Origin of the sequence: Gordonia sp. SCSIO 19800, assembly GCF_018132775.1 — a bacterium.
Taxonomy (GTDB): domain Bacteria; phylum Actinomycetota; class Actinomycetes; order Mycobacteriales; family Mycobacteriaceae; genus Gordonia; species Gordonia hongkongensis.
Genome location: NZ_JAGRQM010000002.1, coordinates 319,673 through 337,965 on the forward strand (window position 1 = coordinate 319,673; position 18,293 = coordinate 337,965).

Consider the following 18,293-nt stretch of genomic DNA (forward strand, 5'->3'; position numbering starts at 1 on the left):
TAGGTGGTGGATCCAAACGGGTCAGAACGTCCGTCCCGGCGCGTCGATCACCACGGTTTCATCACGGTGATGTCACCATTGACAACATGAAACCCCGCATCCTCGTCGTCGACGACGACGCCGCACTCGCCGAGATGCTGACGATCGTGTTGCGCGGCGAGGGTTTCGAGCCCTTCGTGGTGGGCGACGGCACACAGGCTCTGACCGCGGTCCGGGAGATCCGTCCCGATCTGGTGCTTCTCGACCTCATGCTGCCCGGCATGAACGGCATCGACGTCTGCCGTGTGCTGCGTGCCGATTCGGGTGTGCCCATCGTGATGCTGACGGCGAAGTCCGACACCGTCGATGTGGTGCTGGGCCTGGAATCCGGCGCCGATGACTACATGGTCAAACCGTTCAAGCCGAAGGAGCTGGTCGCCCGGGTGCGTGCGCGCCTGCGCCGGACCGACGAGGAACCGGCCGAGCTGCTGTCGATCGGCCCGGTGGAGATCGATGTGCCCGCGCACAAGGTCACCCGCGACGGCGTGCCGATCTCGCTGACCCCGCTCGAGTTCGACCTGCTGGTCGCGCTCGCGCGCAAGCCCCGTCAGGTGTTCACCCGCGACGTCCTCCTCGAACAGGTGTGGGGATACCGGCATCCGGCGGACACTAGACTCGTCAACGTGCATGTCCAGCGGTTACGCGCGAAGGTCGAAACCGACCCGGAGAATCCCGAGGTCGTCCTGACGGTGAGGGGGGTCGGCTACAAGGCCGGCCCGCCGTGATCGGTCGATCTCGACGACGGGTCAACAGCACTCTCGGACGCTTCACCCGCACCGCCGGCGCTGTCGGACGTGCCTTCGGGCACATCTGGCGGCGCTCGCTGCAGTTGCGGGTCGTGGTGTCCACGTTGGTGCTGTCGGTCGTCGTTCTCCTCATTCTCGGCTTCGTCCTCGTCACCCAGATCACCGACCGGTTGCTCGACGTCAAGCTGGCGGCGGCGACCGAGGAGATCGATCGCGCCCGCATCTCGGTGGAGCGCGATCTGTCGAGCGGCGCGGGCAACATGTCCGTCCAGAACCGTTTGCGTCAGACGCGGTCCCTGCTCACCGACCGGGACGCCGACACCGGGCAGGCGTCAGGTGCCGTCGGTGCCTTCGACACCGTCCTGCTGGTGCCGGGCGGGTCCGACAACGGGGTCGCGAGCGGCGTCGGGCCGACGGCCGAGGTGCCGTCGAACCTGCGGGACATGGTCCGCGGCGGTCAGGTGGCATACCAGTACACCCAGGTCCCCGACGGGACGGGGGGTCGGGCGCCGGCGCTGATCGTCGGCAGTCCCACGAACGCCTCGGTGCCCGGCCTCGAGTTGTACCTGGTGTTCCCGCTGACGGCGGAACAGAACACGCTCGACCTCGTCCGCGGCACGCTGCTGACGGGCAGCATCGTGCTACTCGGTCTGCTGGCCGCGATCGCGTGGCTCGTGTCGCGTCAGGTCGTCATCCCGGTGCGGTCGGCGTCGCGGATCGCGGTGCGGTTCGCCGACGGCCGGCTGAAGGAGCGAATGCCGGTCCGCGGTGAGGACGACATGGCCCGGCTCGCGATGTCCTTCAACGACATGGCCGAGAGCCTGTCCAAGCAGATCACCCATCTCGAGGAGTTCGGCGGACTGCAGCGGCAGTTCACCTCCGACGTCAGCCACGAACTGCGCACACCGCTGACCACCGTGCGGATGGCCTCCGACGTGCTCTACGAGGGCCGCGAGGATCTCGACCCGGTCCGCAAGCGGTCGGTGGAATTGCTGGACAAGGAACTCGACCGCTTCGAGACGTTGCTCAACGAGCTCCTGGAGATCTCGCGTCACGACGCCGGCATGGCCGAACTGGCCGCCGAGCGGATGGACATGGCCATCCCGATCGACGGTGCCCTGGCCACCGTCGGTCACCTCGCCGAGGAGACCGGCACCGAGCTCGTCCTCGATCTCCCGGCCGAACCCGTCCTGGCCGAGATCGATCCGCGTCGCGTCGAACGCATCCTGCGGAACCTGCTCGCCAACGCCATCGATCACGGCGAACGGAAACCGGTGACGCTCACCATGCGTTCGGATGGTGACGCGGTGGCCATCACCGTGCGCGATCAGGGCATCGGACTGCGGCCGGGGGAGGAGAAGCTGGTGTTCAACCGGTTCTGGCGATCCGACCCGTCGCGATTCCGGCGTTCGGGCGGTACCGGCCTCGGCCTGGCCATCAGCATCGAGGACGCCCGCCTGCACCAGGGGCGCCTCGAGGCGTGGGGTGAACCGGGCAAGGGCGCGTGCTTCCGGTTGACGTTGCCGCTCGTGCGCGGGCACAAGGTCCTCGGTTCGCCGCTGCCCCTGAAGTCGGTGGGCACCCTGCAGCGCACATCCGCGCCCAGGACGGGTGGGCGCGCCGCGGGCCCGGGAGCGGGTGCCGAATGATGCGGTCATCCCGGTCCGGCCGCGCCGTCCTGGCGCTGGCGCTCGGCATCGCGGCGCTGCTGCTGGTCACCGCGTGCGGGGCGATCCCCAACGACTCGTCTCCCCAGCCGATCAAATCGTTCGAACGGGAGGGCGCGACCAACGCCGTCCCGGTGCCCCAGGCCGACATGGATCCCGAGGCCCTGGTGCGGGCCTTCCTGAAGTCCACCGTCGATCCCGACTCGGCGCACCGCTCGGCGCGCGCCTTCCTGACCTCGGTCGCCTCGCAGCAGTGGGACGACCGCGGCGATGCGCTGATCGTCGACGAGATCAACACCTTCGTCGACCAGCGCAACGAGGACTCGGTGCGGATGCGGCTCATCGGCGACAACGTCGGGACCCTCAAGTCCGACGGTCAGCTGCTGCCGGCCTCGGGACGGGTCGAGACCAGCATCAGCCTCACCCGCTCGGGAGACCAGTGGCGCATCGACGGGCCCCTGCCGAACGGCACGATGATCGACCGGGACCAGTTCGACAGCACCTACCGGCCGGTCTCGCTGTACTACAGCGACCGCACCGGGCGCCGGCTCGTCCCCGACCCGCGCTGGCTCTACGCGGGACAGGCGACCGACCCGACCGTGCTGGTGAACCGGTTGATCGCGGGACCCGCGTCGGACCTCGCGGCGGCAGTGGACAGCGGCTTCCCCAACGGAGCCGCGCTGCGGGGTCCGGTCGTCGGCCTCGCCGGGGGCGGCGTGCGTGTGGATCTCGACGGCATCGGGAGCGCCCCCGCGCGGGATCGCAACCTGCTGGCGGCGCAGATCATCTGGACGCTCGACGGCGCCGACATATCCGGGCCCTACGTCATCGACGCCGACGGCGCGCCGCTGGCCGCCGAACGCGCCTCCGGATGGCAGACCACCGACGTGCGGGCCTTCGATCCGAACTCTGTGACGACCACCGATGTCGGGCTCAACATCGTCACGGGCGGCGCGTTGCGAGCGGTGACCGACACCGCGACCGTGCCGGTGCAGGGGCCGCTCGGGTCGGCGCGCGATCTGCGGTCGGCGACCATCTCCGACAACGGGGCGCGGGTGGCCGCGGTCCGGAGTCTGTCCGGACCCGAGCGCAGGCTCGAACTGGTGATCGGCGACTACGGCGGCGACGTCGGACCGATCGTCGGCGGGTCGTCGATCACCCGGCCGTCGTTCGGCTCCGACGAGAACACCGTGTGGGTCGTCGTCGACGGCAAACCGATCCAATGGCAACGCGACGACGACGGCACCGCCACCGTGCCCGTCGAGGCTTCGGCGATTCCTACGGTCGCGCGAGGCGCGATCACCGAGATGCAGGTGGCCCCGGACGGTGTGCGCACCGCACTGGTGGTCGGCGGACAGATCGTCTTCGCGGTGCTGTCGACCAACACCGAGGGCCAGGTGTCGCTGACCAGCCCGCGGATCGCGGCCTACAACATCGGCAACCGCGCGGTCTCGGTGGACTGGGCGTCGCCGACGACGCTGATGATCGCGCGCGAGGCACCCGAGTCGCCGGTCGTGCAACTGTCGATCGACGGCACCCCGGCGGTTGGCCTGCTGAGCGGCAACGTGTCACCGCCGGTGCGGGCGGTGGTCGCCAACGCCTCGACGATCTACGTGGGCGATCAGCGCGGTGTGCTGCGACTCGGCAGCAGCAACGGCCAACCCGACCAGTACTGGACCGAGGTCGAGCCGGCGATGATCGAGGGCGCGATCCCGGTCCTGCCCTGAAATCCGAGCCGCTACCGTCAGGCAGCTGCGAGCACGACGACCGCCGCGACGTCGACGCCGGTCTCGGCGAGCACGCGCACCGATTCGGTCACGGTCGCGCCGGTCGTCAGCACGTCGTCGACCAGGATCGCGCTCGCCCCGGGGGCCGGGACGGCGCCGGAGCGCAGCCGGACGGCGCCGCGTAGATTCCGGGCGCGGGCCCGGGCGTCGAGTCCGGCGGAGTCCCGTGCCGTCGCCGACGTCACCAGCAGCGGTGCGACCCGTACCCGTCGGCCCAGTGCGGGCGCCGCGTTCGCCGCCACCGCCGTGACGGGGTCCCCGCCGCGCCGCCGCGCCGTCATCCGGCGGGTCGGTGCCGGGATCAGCAGCATCCGTTCGGCGTCGGGGAGCTCACCCCACCGGGCCAGCACGCGGACACCGAGCGCGAGAGCGGTGCCGAGGGGCCGGGCGAGATCGCGACGGTCGTGTTCCTTGAGCGCGATGATCGCCTGCCGATGCGGACCGCGGTACCGGCCCAGCGCCCAGACCGGGACGCCGGGCGCGACCCGCGGGTGGGCCGCGATCGGGGCGTCGGACAACGCGCGCTCGCATCGTCGGCACCACCGGGTACCTGGGCGACCGCACCCGCCGCAGACCATCGGGAACATCAGATCGGTTCCCGCCTCGAAGACCTGCCGGCGCCACGTCACGCGCCGACGGTAGTGCACCTCGCACAGGTGTGCGGGGCGGTGGGCGAGGCTGTGCACAACCGGGGCACGGGTGCTCGCGGGAGGATCTCGTGCCCGTTCGTCCCGACATGCCGACGCCGCGCCGCAAAACGTGGCCGATACCGGAACTTGCGGCTACGGTCGGGGGTACAGCAGGTTGCCGGAGGCCGTCGAGGTGTGCCGGCCACGACCGCTTTTGCCGGGAGGTGATGCCCCTGTCTTTGAGTGTCAGCTGTCAGCTGACATGGACACATCCTCGGTGCCGTTCGAATCGCCAGTGCGACAACAGATCACGGCGATTCAACCGGCTTCGGGACAATTCAGGAGGTAGTTGAATGTCCACAGTCATCCACCGCAAAGGCCAGCGCGAACCGAAGACCGCCGACCCACGGCCGACCGTGGAGGAGGGTCCCGTGCCCGACCGCCGATCAACCGAGAACGATTCCTACGATCCGGAGTTCGCCTTCGTCCGCCCACCGGGAACGGTGGACGCCGACGAGCCGGCCGAACCCACCGCGAAGGTCGTGTTCAGCGGCCGCAACGTCGAGATCCCCGACCACTACCGCATCTACGTCGGCGACAAACTCGCTCGTCTCGAGCGATTCGATCCGACCATCTACCGATTCGACGTCGAGCTGAACCACGAGCGCAACCGGAGACAGTCCAAGGTCTGTCAACAGGTGGAGATCACCGCGACGGGCAAGGGGCCGATCGTCCGGGCGCAGGCCTGCGGCGAGAACTTCTACGCCGCCCTCGAACACGCGCTCGACAAGGTCGAGTCCCGGCTGCGCCGCGTCAAGGACCGCCGCCGTGTCCATCACGGCAACCGTCGGCCGCTCTCGGTCGCCGAAGCCACCGAGATCGGTGCGCCGCCCCTCCGCGACAACCAGCTCTCCGTGGACGGTTTCGTCGGTGATTCGAACTCGACGGCGGCCGACTCCGCCGAACAGTGGGACGACGGCGTGGAGGAATACACACCCGGTCAGATCGTCCGCGTGAAGGAGCACACGGCCGTGCCGATGACCGTCGACGACGCGCTCTACGAGATGGAACTGGTCGGCCACGACTTCTTCCTGTTCCACGACAAGGAGACCGACAAGGCGTCCGTCGTCTATCGCCGGCACGCCTTCGACTACGGGCTCATCAGGTTGACCTGACGCCCGAGCGGGCCCCGCAGGCGGTCATCCGGTCGATGTCCGACGATCCGATCAGGGTCTGCTCAGCTCACCTCGGTACCATGGGATCCGGTCTGTGCGTTCGCGCGGGCCGGATTCCGTGTGTTTTCTACAGGTGAGGGACTCGATCCACGGTGCTGAACAAGCTGTTGCGTGTCGGCGAAGGCCGCATGGTCAAGCGACTCGATGCGATCGCATCGCACGTCGAGACGCTGTCCGATGACGTCGAGGCGTTGACCGACGCCGAGTTGCGTGCCAAGACAGACGAGTTCAGAGAGCGCATCGCCGACGGGGCGTCGCTCGACGAGCTGCTGCCCGAGGCCTTCGCGGTCGCCCGCGAGGCGGCGTGGCGAGTGCTCGACCAGAAGCACTTCCACGTGCAGATCATGGGCGGGGCGGCGCTGCACTACGGGAACATCGCCGAGATGAAGACCGGTGAGGGCAAGACGCTCACCTGTGTGCTCCCGGCCTACCTCAACGCGCTCTCCGGCGACGGCGTGCACGTGGTCACCGTCAACGACTACCTGGCCAAGCGCGACTCCGAGTGGATGGGCCGCGTGCACCGGTTCCTCGGTCTCGACACCGCCGTCATCCTCACCGGCATGAGCTCGGCCGCGCGGCGCGAGGCCTACGCCGCCGACATCACCTACGGCACGAACAACGAATTCGGCTTCGACTACCTGCGCGACAACATGGCGCACTCGCTCGAGGACCTCGTCCAGCGCGGCCACTCGTACGCGATCGTCGACGAGGTCGACTCGATCCTCGTCGACGAGGCCCGTACCCCGTTGATCATCTCCGGCCCCGCCGAGGGGTCGAGCAAGTGGTACACCGAGTTCGCGCGGATCGCCCCGCTGCTCGAGCGCGACGTGCACTACGAGGTCGACATCAAGAAGAAGACCGTCGGTGTCCACGAGGCCGGCGTCGAGTTCGTCGAGGACCGCCTCGGCATCGACAACCTCTACGAGGCCGCCAACTCGCCCCTGGTCAGCTACCTGAACAACGCGATCAAGGTCAAGGAGCTGTTCCAGCGCGACAAGGACTACATCGTCCGCAACGGCAACGTCATGATCGTCGACGAGTTCACCGGCCGCGTGCTCGACGGGCGTCGCTTCAACGAGGGCCTGCACCAGGCCATCGAGGCGAAAGAGGGCGTCGAGATCAAGGCCGAGAACCAGACGCTCGCCACGATCACACTGCAGAACTACTTCCGCCTCTACGAGAAGCTGTCCGGGATGACCGGTACCGCCGAGACCGAGGCCGCCGAGTTCGACCAGATCTACAAGCTCGGGGTGCTGCCGATCCCGACCAACAAGCCGATGATCCGCAAGGACCAGGGTGACCTGATCTACAAGACCGAGGAGGCGAAGTTCGCCGCGGTCGTCGACGACGTCACCGAGCGCCATGCGACGGGTCAGCCTGTCCTGATCGGTACGACCAGCGTCGAGCGTTCGGAATACCTCTCCCGCCAGCTCAAGAAGCGCGAGATCCCGCACAGCGTCCTGAATGCGAAGTTCCACGAGCAGGAAGCGCAGATCATCGCCGAGGCGGGTCGGCTCGGCGCGGTCACCGTGGCCACCAACATGGCCGGTCGCGGTACCGACGTCGTGCTCGGCGGCAACCCCGACATCATCGCCGACACCCGGCTTCGCAAGGCCGGTCTCGACCCGGTGCAGACCCCCGACGAGTACGAGGCCGCGTGGGACGAGGCCATCGAGGTCGCCCGCACCGACGCCGCGAAGGAGGCCGAGGAGGTCCGCGCGGCCGGCGGTCTGTACGTGCTGGGCACCGAACGCCACGAGTCACGCCGTATCGACAACCAGCTGCGCGGCCGTTCCGGCCGCCAGGGCGACCCGGGTGAGTCGCGGTTCTACCTGTCGGTCGCCGACGAGCTCATGCGTCGATTCAACGGCGGTGCGCTCGAGGCGATCATGAACCGGCTGCCCGACGACGTCCCCATCGAGGCGAAGATGGTGACCAAGGCGATCCGCAGCGCGCAGACGCAGGTCGAGCAGCAGAACTTCGAGATGCGCAAGAACGTGCTCAAGTACGACGAGGTGATGAACGAGCAGCGCAAGGTCATCTACGCCGAGCGCCGCACCATCCTCGAGGGCGAGGATCACCACGAGCAGGTCAAGCAGATGGTCGACGACGTCGTCGGGGCCTACGTCGACGGTGCGACCGCCGAGGGTTACGCCGAGGACTGGGATCTCGACGAGCTGTGGACCGCACTGCGTGCGCTGTACCCGATCGAGCTCGATCCGAAGGATGTCGTCGGTGAGTCCGAATACGGTGAGCGCGATGACATCTCGGCCGACGAGCTGCGCGAGAAGCTCGTCGCCGACGCGCGCGCCGCGTACGACACCCGTGAGAAGCAGATCGACGCGATCGCCGGCGAGGGCGCGATGCGACAGCTCGAACGGAGCGTGTTGCTGAGCGTGCTCGACCGCAAGTGGCGCGACCACCTGTACGAGATGGACTACCTGCGCGAGGGCATCCACCTGCGTTCGATGGCCCAGCGAGACCCGGTCGTCGAGTACCAGCGCGAGGGCTTCGACATGTTCCACGGCATGCTCGAGGGCTTGAAGGAAGAGACGCTGAGTATCCTGTTCAACGCGCAGGTGCAGACACAGCAGCCGGCGGCCGAGCAACCGCTCCCGAGTGCTGCCGACCTGCGCGCGGCCGTGGGCGCGGGTGCCCCGGCACCGGTGCCCGCTCCCGCTCCGGCCGCCGACTCTGGTGCTCAGGCCCCGGCCGCCCTGCGGGCCCCGACTCAGTCGGCGGACGCGGCGGTCACATACTCGGGCCCGGGCGAGGGCGGCGGTACGGTCGTGCACTCCGAGGAGGAGGAGCTCTCGGGCGCCGCGGAATCCGCCAGCCGTCGCGAGCGCCGCGCCGCGGCCCGCGCCACCACCAAGGGGTCCCGGCCGAAGCCGCCGAAGTCCAAGAAGCAGCGCCGCTGACCGGCGCCCCAAGCGGGTGCCGCCACCAGCAGTGACCGCCGACGGTCGGTCCCGGAGATGTCCGGGACCGACCGTCGACGTTTTTCTCGGATTCGATGGAACCGGGACGCCGCCCCGTGCGTCCAAATCCCATGCGTCCACTCCTGGCGGGTCCTGAACTCGCACCCACGAGCACGTCGCGGCCGCACGGATCGCGGCCGTCGCAGCAGACACCGCGGGTCCGGGTTCGTCCGGCGCCGCCGTACGAGCCCGCCGGTCCGGTGGTGGCAGCACCGCACGGCCTCGCGACTCCGACGGCCATCCGGCCGTTCCCGGGGTCGGCTCCGGGTGCCGGTTCGGCGCGCAAGACCGCGGTCGCCGCGGCCGAGGCCCGCCGCTTCACCGTTGCGGTGTCCCGGCTGCTGTTCGAGGTGGTCGATCGGCGTCGCTCGGTCGCGCACCTCGGCGACGTCGTGTCGCCGGCGATCGCCGACCAGGTCGCAGCCCTCGTCCGGCACGACGCCTTTCGGATTCCGGAGCCGACCGGAACCGGGACGCCAGGGACCGCATCGACGCCGGCGGCGACGCAGATGTCGACCGGGAACGTGCTGCGGCGCGTGCACGTCCAGGTGTGCGATCCCAGCGCCGCAGAGGTGTTCGGCTCGTACGAGGGAGGTGGGCGGACCCGGGCGTTCGCGGGCCGCATCGAGCGCAAGCCGATCCGGGTCCGCGGCGCCGCGGACCCGGGCCGGCGATCGTTGGGTCGAGTGGAATACCGGTGGCAGCTGGTGGCCCTCGAGTTCGGCTGACGGGTAGCTCCAGCGCAGACCACGGAAATCCGCGTCGGCGGCTACGATCGGCGTCGTGGTCACCCGTCTGTCGCCCCGCGACGCGATGTACTACTTCCTCGACGATTCGCGGTCCACGACCCACCTCGGGGCGTTGCTGATCGTCGATCCCGCGGCCGCGCAGGCCACCTCGGAGAACGCCGAACCGGGCGACACCGGATCCGAAGCGTCCGACGCGGCCAGGCGAGCGTCACGGCAGTCGACGCTCGACTACGCGGGCCTGGTCTCGCTGGTCGAGAACCGCCTCCAACTCATCCCGCGGTATCGCCAGGTCGTCCGTGAGGTGACGCTCGGGCTCGCGCGCCCGGTCTGGGTCGACGACCCCGACTTCGACATCAACTTTCACATCCGTCGCGCGGGTCTGCCGCGGCCCGGTGGAGCCGTCGACGTCGACGAACTCGTCGCCCGGGTGATGTCGCGGCCGCTCGACCGCACGCGACCGCTCTGGGAGATGTATCTCATCGAGGGTCTCGCCGACGGCCGACTCGCGATCCTGACCAAGTCGCACCGATGCCTCATCGATGATGCGGGCAGCCGGGAGATCAGTGAGGTCATCTGCGACGACACCGAGACAGCGGAACTGCTGCCGGAGGAGTTGTGGATGCCGGGCAGGCCGCCGGGCGGCACCCATCTCGTCGCCGGTGCCCTCGCCGAGGCGCTCGCGCGTCCGGGCGACCTCGTGGACACGGTGCTCCACGGCAACGGAATCGTGTCCGAGATGCGGTCCGCCGTCGGCACGACCGTGCGGCGCGTGGGGGACGTGGTGTCGCAGCTGACCGACTCGGCGCCACGCAGTCCGTTGAACAACGCGGGTACCACCACCCGGTCCTTCACCACCGTCGCGCTGCCGCGACGGGGCTGCGCAAAGGTCGCCGAGCATCACGGTTGCACCATCAACGACGTCGAGCTGGCCATCATCTCCGGGGTCATGCGCAGGTGGATGCTGTCGTTCGATCCGGCCGAGGTGCCCGCCGACACCGTGCGGGTCGTCGTGCCGCTGTCGGCACGCGACCCGGGTGTCGAGCGCGCGGCCGAGCCGGAACCCGGGTGGATCGGGGTCGGCAAACCGAGTTTCGTCACCGATCTGCCGGTGGGGGAGAGCAATCCGGCCGTTCGGCTGGCGCAGGTGGCCGGTCTGGCCGACCGATATGCGCAGTCGCCGCGCCGGATGACTCTCGGTCCCAGCCCGCTCTTCCCCGAACTGGGTGTGGTGCCGTTCCCGGAGATCAGCTCTCGGGCGTTCCGGTCGCTGAACAGCCGTGCCTACAACGTGCCGGTGGCGATGAGCACGTCGCCGGTGCCGGACCGTTTCGTCCTCGGCGCACCGGTGCGCCAGGTCTTCTCGATTCCCACCCTCGTGTCGCAGCGTGCGCTGGCGATCAGCGTGGTCGAGTACCGTGACCATCTGCACTTCGCCTTCGTCGCCGACCGCGGGGTCATCGCCGATCTGCCCGCGATGGCCGACTACGTCTTCGAGTCCCACGAAGAGCTGACCAGATGAGCTGACCCAGCCCTACCGCTGGCCGAACGGGAGTAGTTGACGAATGAGGGTGTACCTGCCGGCGACGTTGGCGATGCTGTTGCGGCTCGATACCGACGGCGAGTTCCGTCCGCTGGGCGGCACGGGTTTCGCCCTGACGCCCGCGCTGCGTGAGGCCTTCGTCTCCGGGGATGACGAGGAGCTGTCCGAGGTCGCGCTGCGCGAGGCCGCGCGTGCGTCGTTGCGCCTGCTCGCCGGGGAGGCCCCGGAGGCCGGCGACCGCGAGTCCGAGTCCGAACTGGTCGCCGACGAGGCGGTCACCGACCCCGCGGACACCCCGCGTCTGCCGCCCCGGCGCGTGGTCGTCGCGGCCGACGTGGAGGACGTGACACTGCGTCCCGACCTGGACGACGCGGTGGTCAAGATCGCCGGGCCCGTCCCGGTGTCGGCGATCGCGTCGGTGCATGTCGACGTCGCCGAGGCGGAGCCGAAGGTCCGTGCGGCCGTGGTGGTCATCGACGCCGCCGACATGGGTGACCTCGATGCCGAACTCGCGGTCGGCGACGTCGAGGACTTCGATCTCGCGTGGTACGCGACTCAGGAACTGCCGTTCCTCCTCGAGCTGCTCTGAACCGAACCACTAACCTACGGTTGCGTAGGTTATGGTGGCTCCGACACGTTCCCCGACGTCGAAGGCGGTAAGTGAGATGGGTTTGCTCGAGAGGTTCGAGGAACCGGTTTCCGGCGTCGCGGCCCGCAGCCGCGGCTCGCAGTGGGCCCGCGCCGCGCTCACCCGGATCACGACGCCGCTCCTGCCCGACGACTATCTCCACCTGGCGAATCCGTTGTGGTCGGCCCGCGAGCTGCGGGGCAAGGTCGTCTCGGTGACCAAGGAGACCGAGGACACCGCGACGATCCGCATCCGGCCCGGTTGGGGCTTCTCGTTCGACTACGCCCCGGGTCAGTACATCGGCATCGGCGTCCTGATGGAGGGCCGCTGGGCGTGGCGTTCCTATTCGCTGACCTCGACCCCCGACTCGTCGGCGAACGACAAGACGATCTCGATCACGGTCAAGGCGATGCCCGAGGGCTTCTTGTCCAGTCACCTGGTGAACGGTCTCCGGCCCGGCACGGTCGTCCGTCTCGCCGCACCGCGCGGGGAGTTCGTGCTGCCGGACCCGTTGCCGGCGAAGGTTCTCTTCGTGACCGCCGGAAGCGGACTCACGCCCATCATCTCGATGCTGCGCACCGCACGACACCGCGACCAGCGCACCGACATCACACTCGTGCACTCGACGCCCACGCCGGCCGATCTGCTCTTCGCCGACGAACTCCGGGACCTGGCGGACAGCGGCGTCGTCGACCTGCATGTGCAGTACACGCGAACCGACGGGCAGATCACTCCCGACGTGCTGCCGTCCCTCTGCGCCGACTGGCGCGAACGTCAGACCTGGGCGTGCGGACCCGCCGGGTTCCTCGACGGCCTGCAGCGCCTCTATGCGGAGGCGCACCTGACCGAGCAGTTGCACATCGAGCGGTTCGCCCTCGAACGCGGCGTCGTCGGGGCACAGGGCGGTACGGTCACGTTCTCCCGGTCCGGGAAATCGGCGGTCGTCGACGGCGCGACCACGCTGCTCGAGGCGGGGGAGGCCGCGGGCGCGATGATGCCGTTCGGATGCCGGATGGGGATCTGCCAGAGCTGCGTGGTCATGCTCGACAAGGGATGCGTGCGCGACCTGCGTTCGGGCGTCGAACACGTCGAGGGCGAACGCATCCAGACCTGTGTTTCCGCCGCGGCGGGGGACTGCACCCTCGCCGTCTGAGCAGCGTCTTCGTCTCGTGTGGCTCGCGCCCATCGGTGAGCCGGTAGGGTGAACGACGTGCGTGGCGAGAGGAATCTGTTCTGTGGAAACGCCGGCGAAGGCACCAGTGACCGCTGAGGCTCCGGCCCCCAGCGAGATCCCCGTCCTGAGTGACGGAGGCGTCACCCTGCGGCCGCATGAGCCCCACGACCTCGACCGGATGGTCGAACTCGCGGCGGATCCGGCCATGATGCGGTGGACCCCGATCCCGGCACCGTACAGCCGTGCGGCAGCCGAACGCTTCGCCCTCGACTATGCGCCGCGCAGCTGGGCGAAGGGCACCCGGATGCTGTGGGCCGTCGAGTTCGACGGCCGGTTCGTCGGCACCGTCGACATCGAGGGCGAGGGCCCGCTCACCCGACTCAGCTACGACCTGCACCCCGACGCCCGCGGGTGGGGCGTGATGAAGCGCGCCGTCCTGCTGGCCGTCAACTACGCATTCACCGAAGCGGACAAAGAGGTCGTCCGATGGACGACCGTCGCCGGCAACATCGACGCGCTGCGGGTGGCCCACTCCTGCGGATTCCGTCTCGACGCCGCGGTTCCCAACGGCATCGAGGTCCGCGGTCACATCCGCGACGCCTGGGTCGGATCGCTGCACGCAGGCGATCCTCAGCATCCCAAGACCGATTGGCGGACAGACATTTTCGAGACCGAGCGGTTCCGCCTGCGGCCGCTCGCGGAGACCGACGACCCGCGCATCCGGGAGACGCTCGACGACCCGGTGTCGCGCAAGTACCTGTTCGCGCGCCCCGATCCGCTGGAACTCGAACACGCCGCGGCCGAACGCCTCCGCAAGTGGTGGACGGCTGCGCAGGGCACGACATGCACCTGGGCGGTGGCGGATCGCGAGACCGACGACTACCTGGGCGACATCACCCTGCTGCACATCGACGAGGTCACCGGCGCCGAGGCGGGTTTCTACACGCACCCCGAGGCCCGCGGCAAAGGCGTTCTGGGCGAGGCATTTCCGGCTGCGGTCCGGTACGCCTTCGACAAGCTGGGGTTCCGCCGCCTCACCCTCTTCGCCGCCGACAGCAACGAGGGCAGCAAGAAGCTCGCCCGCATCGCCGGCTTCCGCGAGTTCGGCACACAGAAACTCGCCGCCCGGTCCGACGGCGTCTTCGAGGACCTCGTGGGATTCGAGCTGTTCCGCGACGACTACGAGGCCGACCGCAAGGACTGACTAGTCCCGCCCCGTCGACCATTCACTGTCTCGCGTCGACTGTGCAGCTTCCTCGCCGGCACGGAACCCGTTCCGTTGATCGGTTGAGTCCCGGTTCGTCACACTCACTGGACACGACGCCGTCGCCAACCTACGCTTGCGTAAGTTACGGAAACGTAGGCGTAGGCAGCGGTTGACACGCGCACCTCGAAGTCGCGCCATCGACCGACCACCGGCGAAGGGAACCACACGTATGGCGATCTCCGACATCCCCGAATACGCGCACCTGACCGAGTCCGACGTGGCCGCTCTGGGAGCCGAACTCGACGCGATCCGCGCCGACATCGAAGCCGACCGTGGTGAGCGGGATGCGCGGTACCTGCGCAACACGATCCGATTCCAGCGCGGGCTGGAGGTCACCGGCCGCGCCCTGCTGTTCGGTTCGACTCGGAAGTCGGCCTGGTGGGCGGGTGCGTGCGCCCTCGGCGTCGCGAAGATCGTCGAGAACATGGAGCTCGGGCACAACGTGATGCACGGGCAGTGGGACTGGATGAACGACCCGGAGGTGCACAGCACCACCTGGGAGTGGGACAACACCGACCCGTCGGCGCACTGGAAGCACACCCACAACTACATCCATCACAAGTACACGAACGTGCTGGGCATGGACGACGATGTGGGCTACGGACTGCTGCGCGTCACGCGCGATCAGCGGTGGCGTCCGTTCAACTACGGAAATCTCGTGTACAACACGATTCTCGCGCTCGCCTTCCAGTACGGGGTCGCCGTGCAGCACCTCGAGCTGGGCAAGAAGCGCAAGACCCCGGAGGCCCAGGAAGAGTTCCGGCGCAATCGCAACGAGGTCTTGTCGAAGATCGGCAAGCAGGTCGCCAAGGACTACCTCGCCTATCCCGCGCTGGTCAGTGCCGCGACGGGGCACAAGGTCGGCTACGGCCGCGCGTATGCCAAGGCTGCGACCGCGACCGCGCTCGGCAACGTCATCCGCAACGTGTGGAGCAACGCAGTCATCTTCTGCGGGCACTTCCCGGACGGCGCGGAGAAGTTCACCAAGCAGGACATCGACAACGAGACGCAGGCGGAGTGGTACCTGCGCCAGATGCTCGGCAGCGCCAACTTCGACGCCGGATTCCCCCTGGCCTTCATGAGCGGGAACCTGTCGTACCAGATCGAGCACCACATCTTCCCCGATCTCCCCAGCAACCGGTACGCCGAGATCGCGGTACGTGTGCGCGCGCTGTGCGACAAGTACGACCTCCCGTACACCTCGGGTCCGTTCCCGGTGCAGTACGCGAAGGCGTGGCGGACCATCGCCAAGCTCTCGCTGCCGGACAAGTACCTGTCGGCGACCGCGGACGACGCACCCGAGACCGCTTCCGAACGCCGCTTCAAGCAGGGCCTGCCCGAAGGCGCGCGTCTGCAGGCGACGATTGACGAGACCACCGGCGCGCGCCGGGGACTCCGCTCGGCCATCGCGTCGCTCCGCTCCCGGCGGCGCGACCGGACTGCGCCTCGCTCGCTCCGCTCCCGGATCGGCGCCGATTCGTCGGCCACCCGCTCCGACGAGCAGGCCGCCTGATCGGCGCAGGTCAGACGGCCGGCACACATCGAGACCAAGGCAGTGGCCTCGACAGGGGCATAATGAGGCGCAATGGCAATCACTGATATCAACGAGTACGCGCACCTGACCGACGCCGACGTGGAAGCACTCGGTGCCGAGCTCGACGCGCTCCGCCGCGAGATCGAGGCGGACCGCGGCATGCGCGACGTCCGGTATCTCCGGCGCACCATCTTGGCGCACCGTGCTCTCGAGGTCGCAGGCCGCGCGGCTCTCATGGGCAGCCGTTCCCGGCCGCTCTGGCTGCTGGGCACCGGAGCGCTCGCGCTGTCGAAGATCATCGAGAACATGGAGCTCGGGCACAATGTGATGCACGGGCAGTGGGACTGGATGAACGACCCGGAGGTCCACTCGACCACCTGGGAATGGGACATGGTGTGCGCCTCGCCGCACTGGAAGCACTCCCACAACTACATCCATCACAAGTACACCAACGTCCTCGACATGGACCACGACGTCGGTTACAAGACCCTCCGGGTCACACGGGACGAACCGTGGAAGCCCAAGCAGCTCCTCCAGCCGGTCACCAACATCCTGCTCGCCGCGCTGTTCGAGTGGGGGATCGGTCTGCACGACCTCTCCATCAAGGACGTCATCTCGGGGAAGAAACCCAAAGAGGTCGCGATCCCGCAGCTGAAGGTGTTCGCGCGCAAGGTCGGCAAGCAGTTGGCCAAGGACTATGTCCTGTTCCCCGCGCTGTCGGGACCGAACTTCAAGCACACGCTGACCGCGAACCTCAGTGCCAATCTGATCCGCAACGTTTGGGCCTACGTCGTCATCTTCTGTGGGCACTTCCCGGACGGCGCGGAGAAGTTCACCGCGGAGTCGCTCGAGAACGAGACCCAGGGCCAGTGGTACCTGCGCCAGATGCTCGGCACGGCCAACTTCGACGCCGGGCCCGCGATGGCCTTCTTCAGCGGAAATCTCTGCTACCAGATCGAACACCATCTCTACCCGGACCTGCCGAGCAACCGGTACGCCGAGATTGCGGTGCGGGTACGCGCGCTCTGCGACAAGTACGATCTGCCCTACACCACGGGATCGATTGTGGTGCAGTATCTTCAGACGCTGCGCACGATCAACAAGCTGGCCCTGCCCGACTCGTTTCTGCGCGACACCGCCGACGATGCCCCGGAAACCGCGTCGGAGAAGCGTTTCGCCGGGATGACCCCCCGCGCCGCCGGCCTCAAGACCGCGATCCGCGAGCTGCGCGCCCGGCGTCGCCGGCGGTAGCACGCGCGCGGTCACTCCGCCGTCCGTGGCTCCTCGGCCGCGTCACCCTCGCCGCCGCTGACCGCCACCAAGAGGTGGCGCACGGCCATCGCGCGACGATACGAGTGACCGGTCAGCTCGTCGAGCTTGCACTCGGGATCGGCCGGTGGGCCCAGATGTGTACAGCCGCGGGGACATTCCTCGATGGCGGCGTGGAGATCGTCGAAGGCGGCGACGATGTCGTCGGGTCCGACGTGCGCGAGTCCGAACGACCGGATGCCGGGGGTGTCGATGACCCAGCCACGCGGGCCACCGTCATCGGGCAGGGCCAACGCCACCGACTGGGTGGACGTGTGCCGGCCCTTGCCCACTCCCGACACCACGCCGGTCGCCCGATATGCGTCCGGGACGAGACGATTGACCAGAGTGGACTTGCCGACCCCGGAGTGGCCGATGAATGCGGTGATCCGACCGCGCAACGTCGACAGGATCTCGTCGAGCGGGTCGTCGCGGCCCGCGCACACCACCGGCAAGTCGAGATCGGCGAAGGCCGCGGTGAATTCGGCGGGATCGGCGAGATCCGATTTCGTCAGGCACAGGATGGGGGACAGGCCGCCCACATAGGCCGCGGCCAGTGCGCGTTCGACGAATCCGGTGCGCGGCGGTGGATCCGCCATGGCGGTCACGATGAGGAGCGCATCAGCATTCGCCACGACGATCCGCTCGTAGGGGTCGGAGTCATCGGCGGTGCGGCGCAACACCGTTCGACGATCGGCCACCCGGACGATGCGCGCCAGCGTGTCGGGCCGGCCGGACAGGTCGCCCACCACCGACACGTCGTCGCCGACGACGATCGGGGTGCGACCCAGTTCGCGGGCGCGCATCGCGACGACGCGCCGATCCGGGTCGCCGTCGAGCACCACGCCCCAGCGACCGCGATCGACCGAGACCACCATGCCCTGCTCGGCGTCGTCGTGGGACGGTCGCGTCTTGGTGCGCGGTCGGGTGCCCTTCCCGGGACGGACCCGGACGTCGGATTCGTCGTAGCTCGCCGCGCGGCGACTCAACGGCGCGCCTGTCCTCGAGA

General features: G+C 68.7%; 14 protein-coding genes. 12 read left to right on the forward strand and 2 right to left on the reverse strand.

All coding sequences use genetic code 11. The annotated features are described in order from the left end of the window. Positions 1–77: 77 nt before the first annotated feature. Genes mtrA through lpqB form a run of 3 tightly spaced genes read left to right on the forward strand, consistent with a single transcriptional unit; the run spans position 78 to position 4,179 of the window. Positions 78–764: an MtrAB system response regulator MtrA gene (gene mtrA / locus KB201_RS03760; RefSeq protein ID WP_091344371.1), complete on the forward strand. Its 687-nt coding sequence runs from the start codon at positions 78–80 to the stop codon at positions 762–764. Continuing rightward, positions 761–2,434, forward strand: coding sequence for an MtrAB system histidine kinase MtrB (gene mtrB / locus KB201_RS03765; protein WP_058251944.1), 1,674 nt, complete (start codon positions 761–763; stop codon positions 2,432–2,434). The genes mtrA and mtrB overlap by 4 nt, the downstream gene beginning before the upstream one ends. Then, positions 2,431–4,179, forward strand: a complete 1,749-nt coding sequence (lpqB, locus tag KB201_RS03770; RefSeq protein ID WP_078113325.1) for an MtrAB system accessory lipoprotein LpqB — start codon at positions 2,431–2,433, stop codon at positions 4,177–4,179. The genes mtrB and lpqB overlap by 4 nt, the downstream gene beginning before the upstream one ends. Positions 4,180–4,196: 17 nt before the next feature. Here the strand turns inward: lpqB and KB201_RS03775 are convergent, their stop codons facing one another. Next, positions 4,197–4,868 carry a ComF family protein gene (locus KB201_RS03775; RefSeq protein ID WP_078113380.1) on the reverse strand — a complete coding sequence of 224 codons (672 nt, stop codon included), beginning with the start codon at positions 4,866–4,868 and terminating at the stop codon, positions 4,197–4,199. 353 nt (positions 4,869–5,221) lie between these two features. On the opposite strand from KB201_RS03775, the gene hpf reads away from it, so the two are divergent. The 9 genes from hpf to KB201_RS03820 all read left to right on the forward strand — a co-directional run bounded on the left by hpf (position 5,222) and on the right by KB201_RS03820 (position 17,227). Further along, the gene (hpf, locus tag KB201_RS03780) at positions 5,222–6,043 is read left to right on the forward strand and encodes a ribosome hibernation-promoting factor, HPF/YfiA family (RefSeq protein WP_078113326.1); all 822 of its coding nucleotides are present in this window, start codon (positions 5,222–5,224) and stop codon (positions 6,041–6,043) included. 152 nt (positions 6,044–6,195) lie between these two features. Further along, complete coding sequence (gene secA, locus KB201_RS03785; RefSeq protein ID WP_068970072.1) at positions 6,196–9,024, forward strand: preprotein translocase subunit SecA; 2,829 nt, start codon at positions 6,196–6,198, stop codon at positions 9,022–9,024. Between the two features lie 263 nt (positions 9,025–9,287). Further along, positions 9,288–9,812, forward strand: a complete 525-nt coding sequence (locus KB201_RS03790) for an Rv3235 family protein (protein WP_307814767.1) — start codon at positions 9,288–9,290, stop codon at positions 9,810–9,812. A gap of 55 nt (positions 9,813–9,867) precedes the next feature. Continuing rightward, positions 9,868–11,352, forward strand: a complete 1,485-nt coding sequence (locus KB201_RS03795; RefSeq protein ID WP_211538383.1) for a wax ester/triacylglycerol synthase domain-containing protein — start codon at positions 9,868–9,870, stop codon at positions 11,350–11,352. Between the two features lie 43 nt (positions 11,353–11,395). Next, positions 11,396–11,962 carry a hypothetical protein gene (locus KB201_RS03800; protein ID WP_211538384.1) on the forward strand — a complete coding sequence of 189 codons (567 nt, stop codon included), beginning with the start codon at positions 11,396–11,398 and terminating at the stop codon, positions 11,960–11,962. Positions 11,963–12,038: 76 nt separating this feature from the next. Then, entirely contained in the window at positions 12,039–13,154 is a 1,116-nt protein-coding gene (locus KB201_RS03805) for a ferredoxin reductase (RefSeq protein ID WP_211538385.1), read from the forward strand. Between the two features lie 82 nt (positions 13,155–13,236). Then, positions 13,237–14,379 (forward strand): GNAT family N-acetyltransferase, encoded by a 1,143-nt coding sequence (locus tag KB201_RS03810; protein WP_211538387.1) that lies wholly within the window; start codon positions 13,237–13,239, stop codon positions 14,377–14,379. Positions 14,380–14,611: 232 nt separating this feature from the next. Beyond that, complete coding sequence (locus KB201_RS03815; RefSeq protein WP_078113331.1) at positions 14,612–15,955, forward strand: fatty acid desaturase; 1,344 nt, start codon at positions 14,612–14,614, stop codon at positions 15,953–15,955. 72 nt (positions 15,956–16,027) lie between these two features. Continuing rightward, positions 16,028–17,227: a fatty acid desaturase gene (locus KB201_RS03820; protein ID WP_211538388.1), complete on the forward strand. Its 1,200-nt coding sequence runs from the start codon at positions 16,028–16,030 to the stop codon at positions 17,225–17,227. A gap of 11 nt (positions 17,228–17,238) precedes the next feature. Here the strand turns inward: KB201_RS03820 and rsgA are convergent, their stop codons facing one another. Beyond that, a complete protein-coding gene (rsgA, locus tag KB201_RS03825) occupies positions 17,239–18,273 on the reverse strand; it encodes a ribosome small subunit-dependent GTPase A (RefSeq protein ID WP_211538389.1) in 1,035 nt (344 codons plus the stop codon). Positions 18,274–18,293: the final 20 nt, after the last annotated feature.

Bases quoted from the DNA above. Each gene is read 5' to 3' on its own strand.
- lpqB (WP_078113325.1), top strand. From the start codon at position 2,431: ATGATGCGGTCATCCCGGTCCGGCCGCGCCGTCCTGGCGCTGGCGCTC.
- hpf (WP_078113326.1), top strand. From the start codon at position 5,222: ATGTCCACAGTCATCCACCGCAAAGGCCAGCGCGAACCGAAGACCGCC.
- KB201_RS03800 (WP_211538384.1), top strand. From the start codon at position 11,396: ATGAGGGTGTACCTGCCGGCGACGTTGGCGATGCTGTTGCGGCTCGAT.
- KB201_RS03805 (WP_211538385.1), top strand. From the start codon at position 12,039: ATGGGTTTGCTCGAGAGGTTCGAGGAACCGGTTTCCGGCGTCGCGGCC.
- KB201_RS03815 (WP_078113331.1), top strand. From the start codon at position 14,612: ATGGCGATCTCCGACATCCCCGAATACGCGCACCTGACCGAGTCCGAC.
- KB201_RS03820 (WP_211538388.1), top strand. From the start codon at position 16,028: ATGGCAATCACTGATATCAACGAGTACGCGCACCTGACCGACGCCGAC.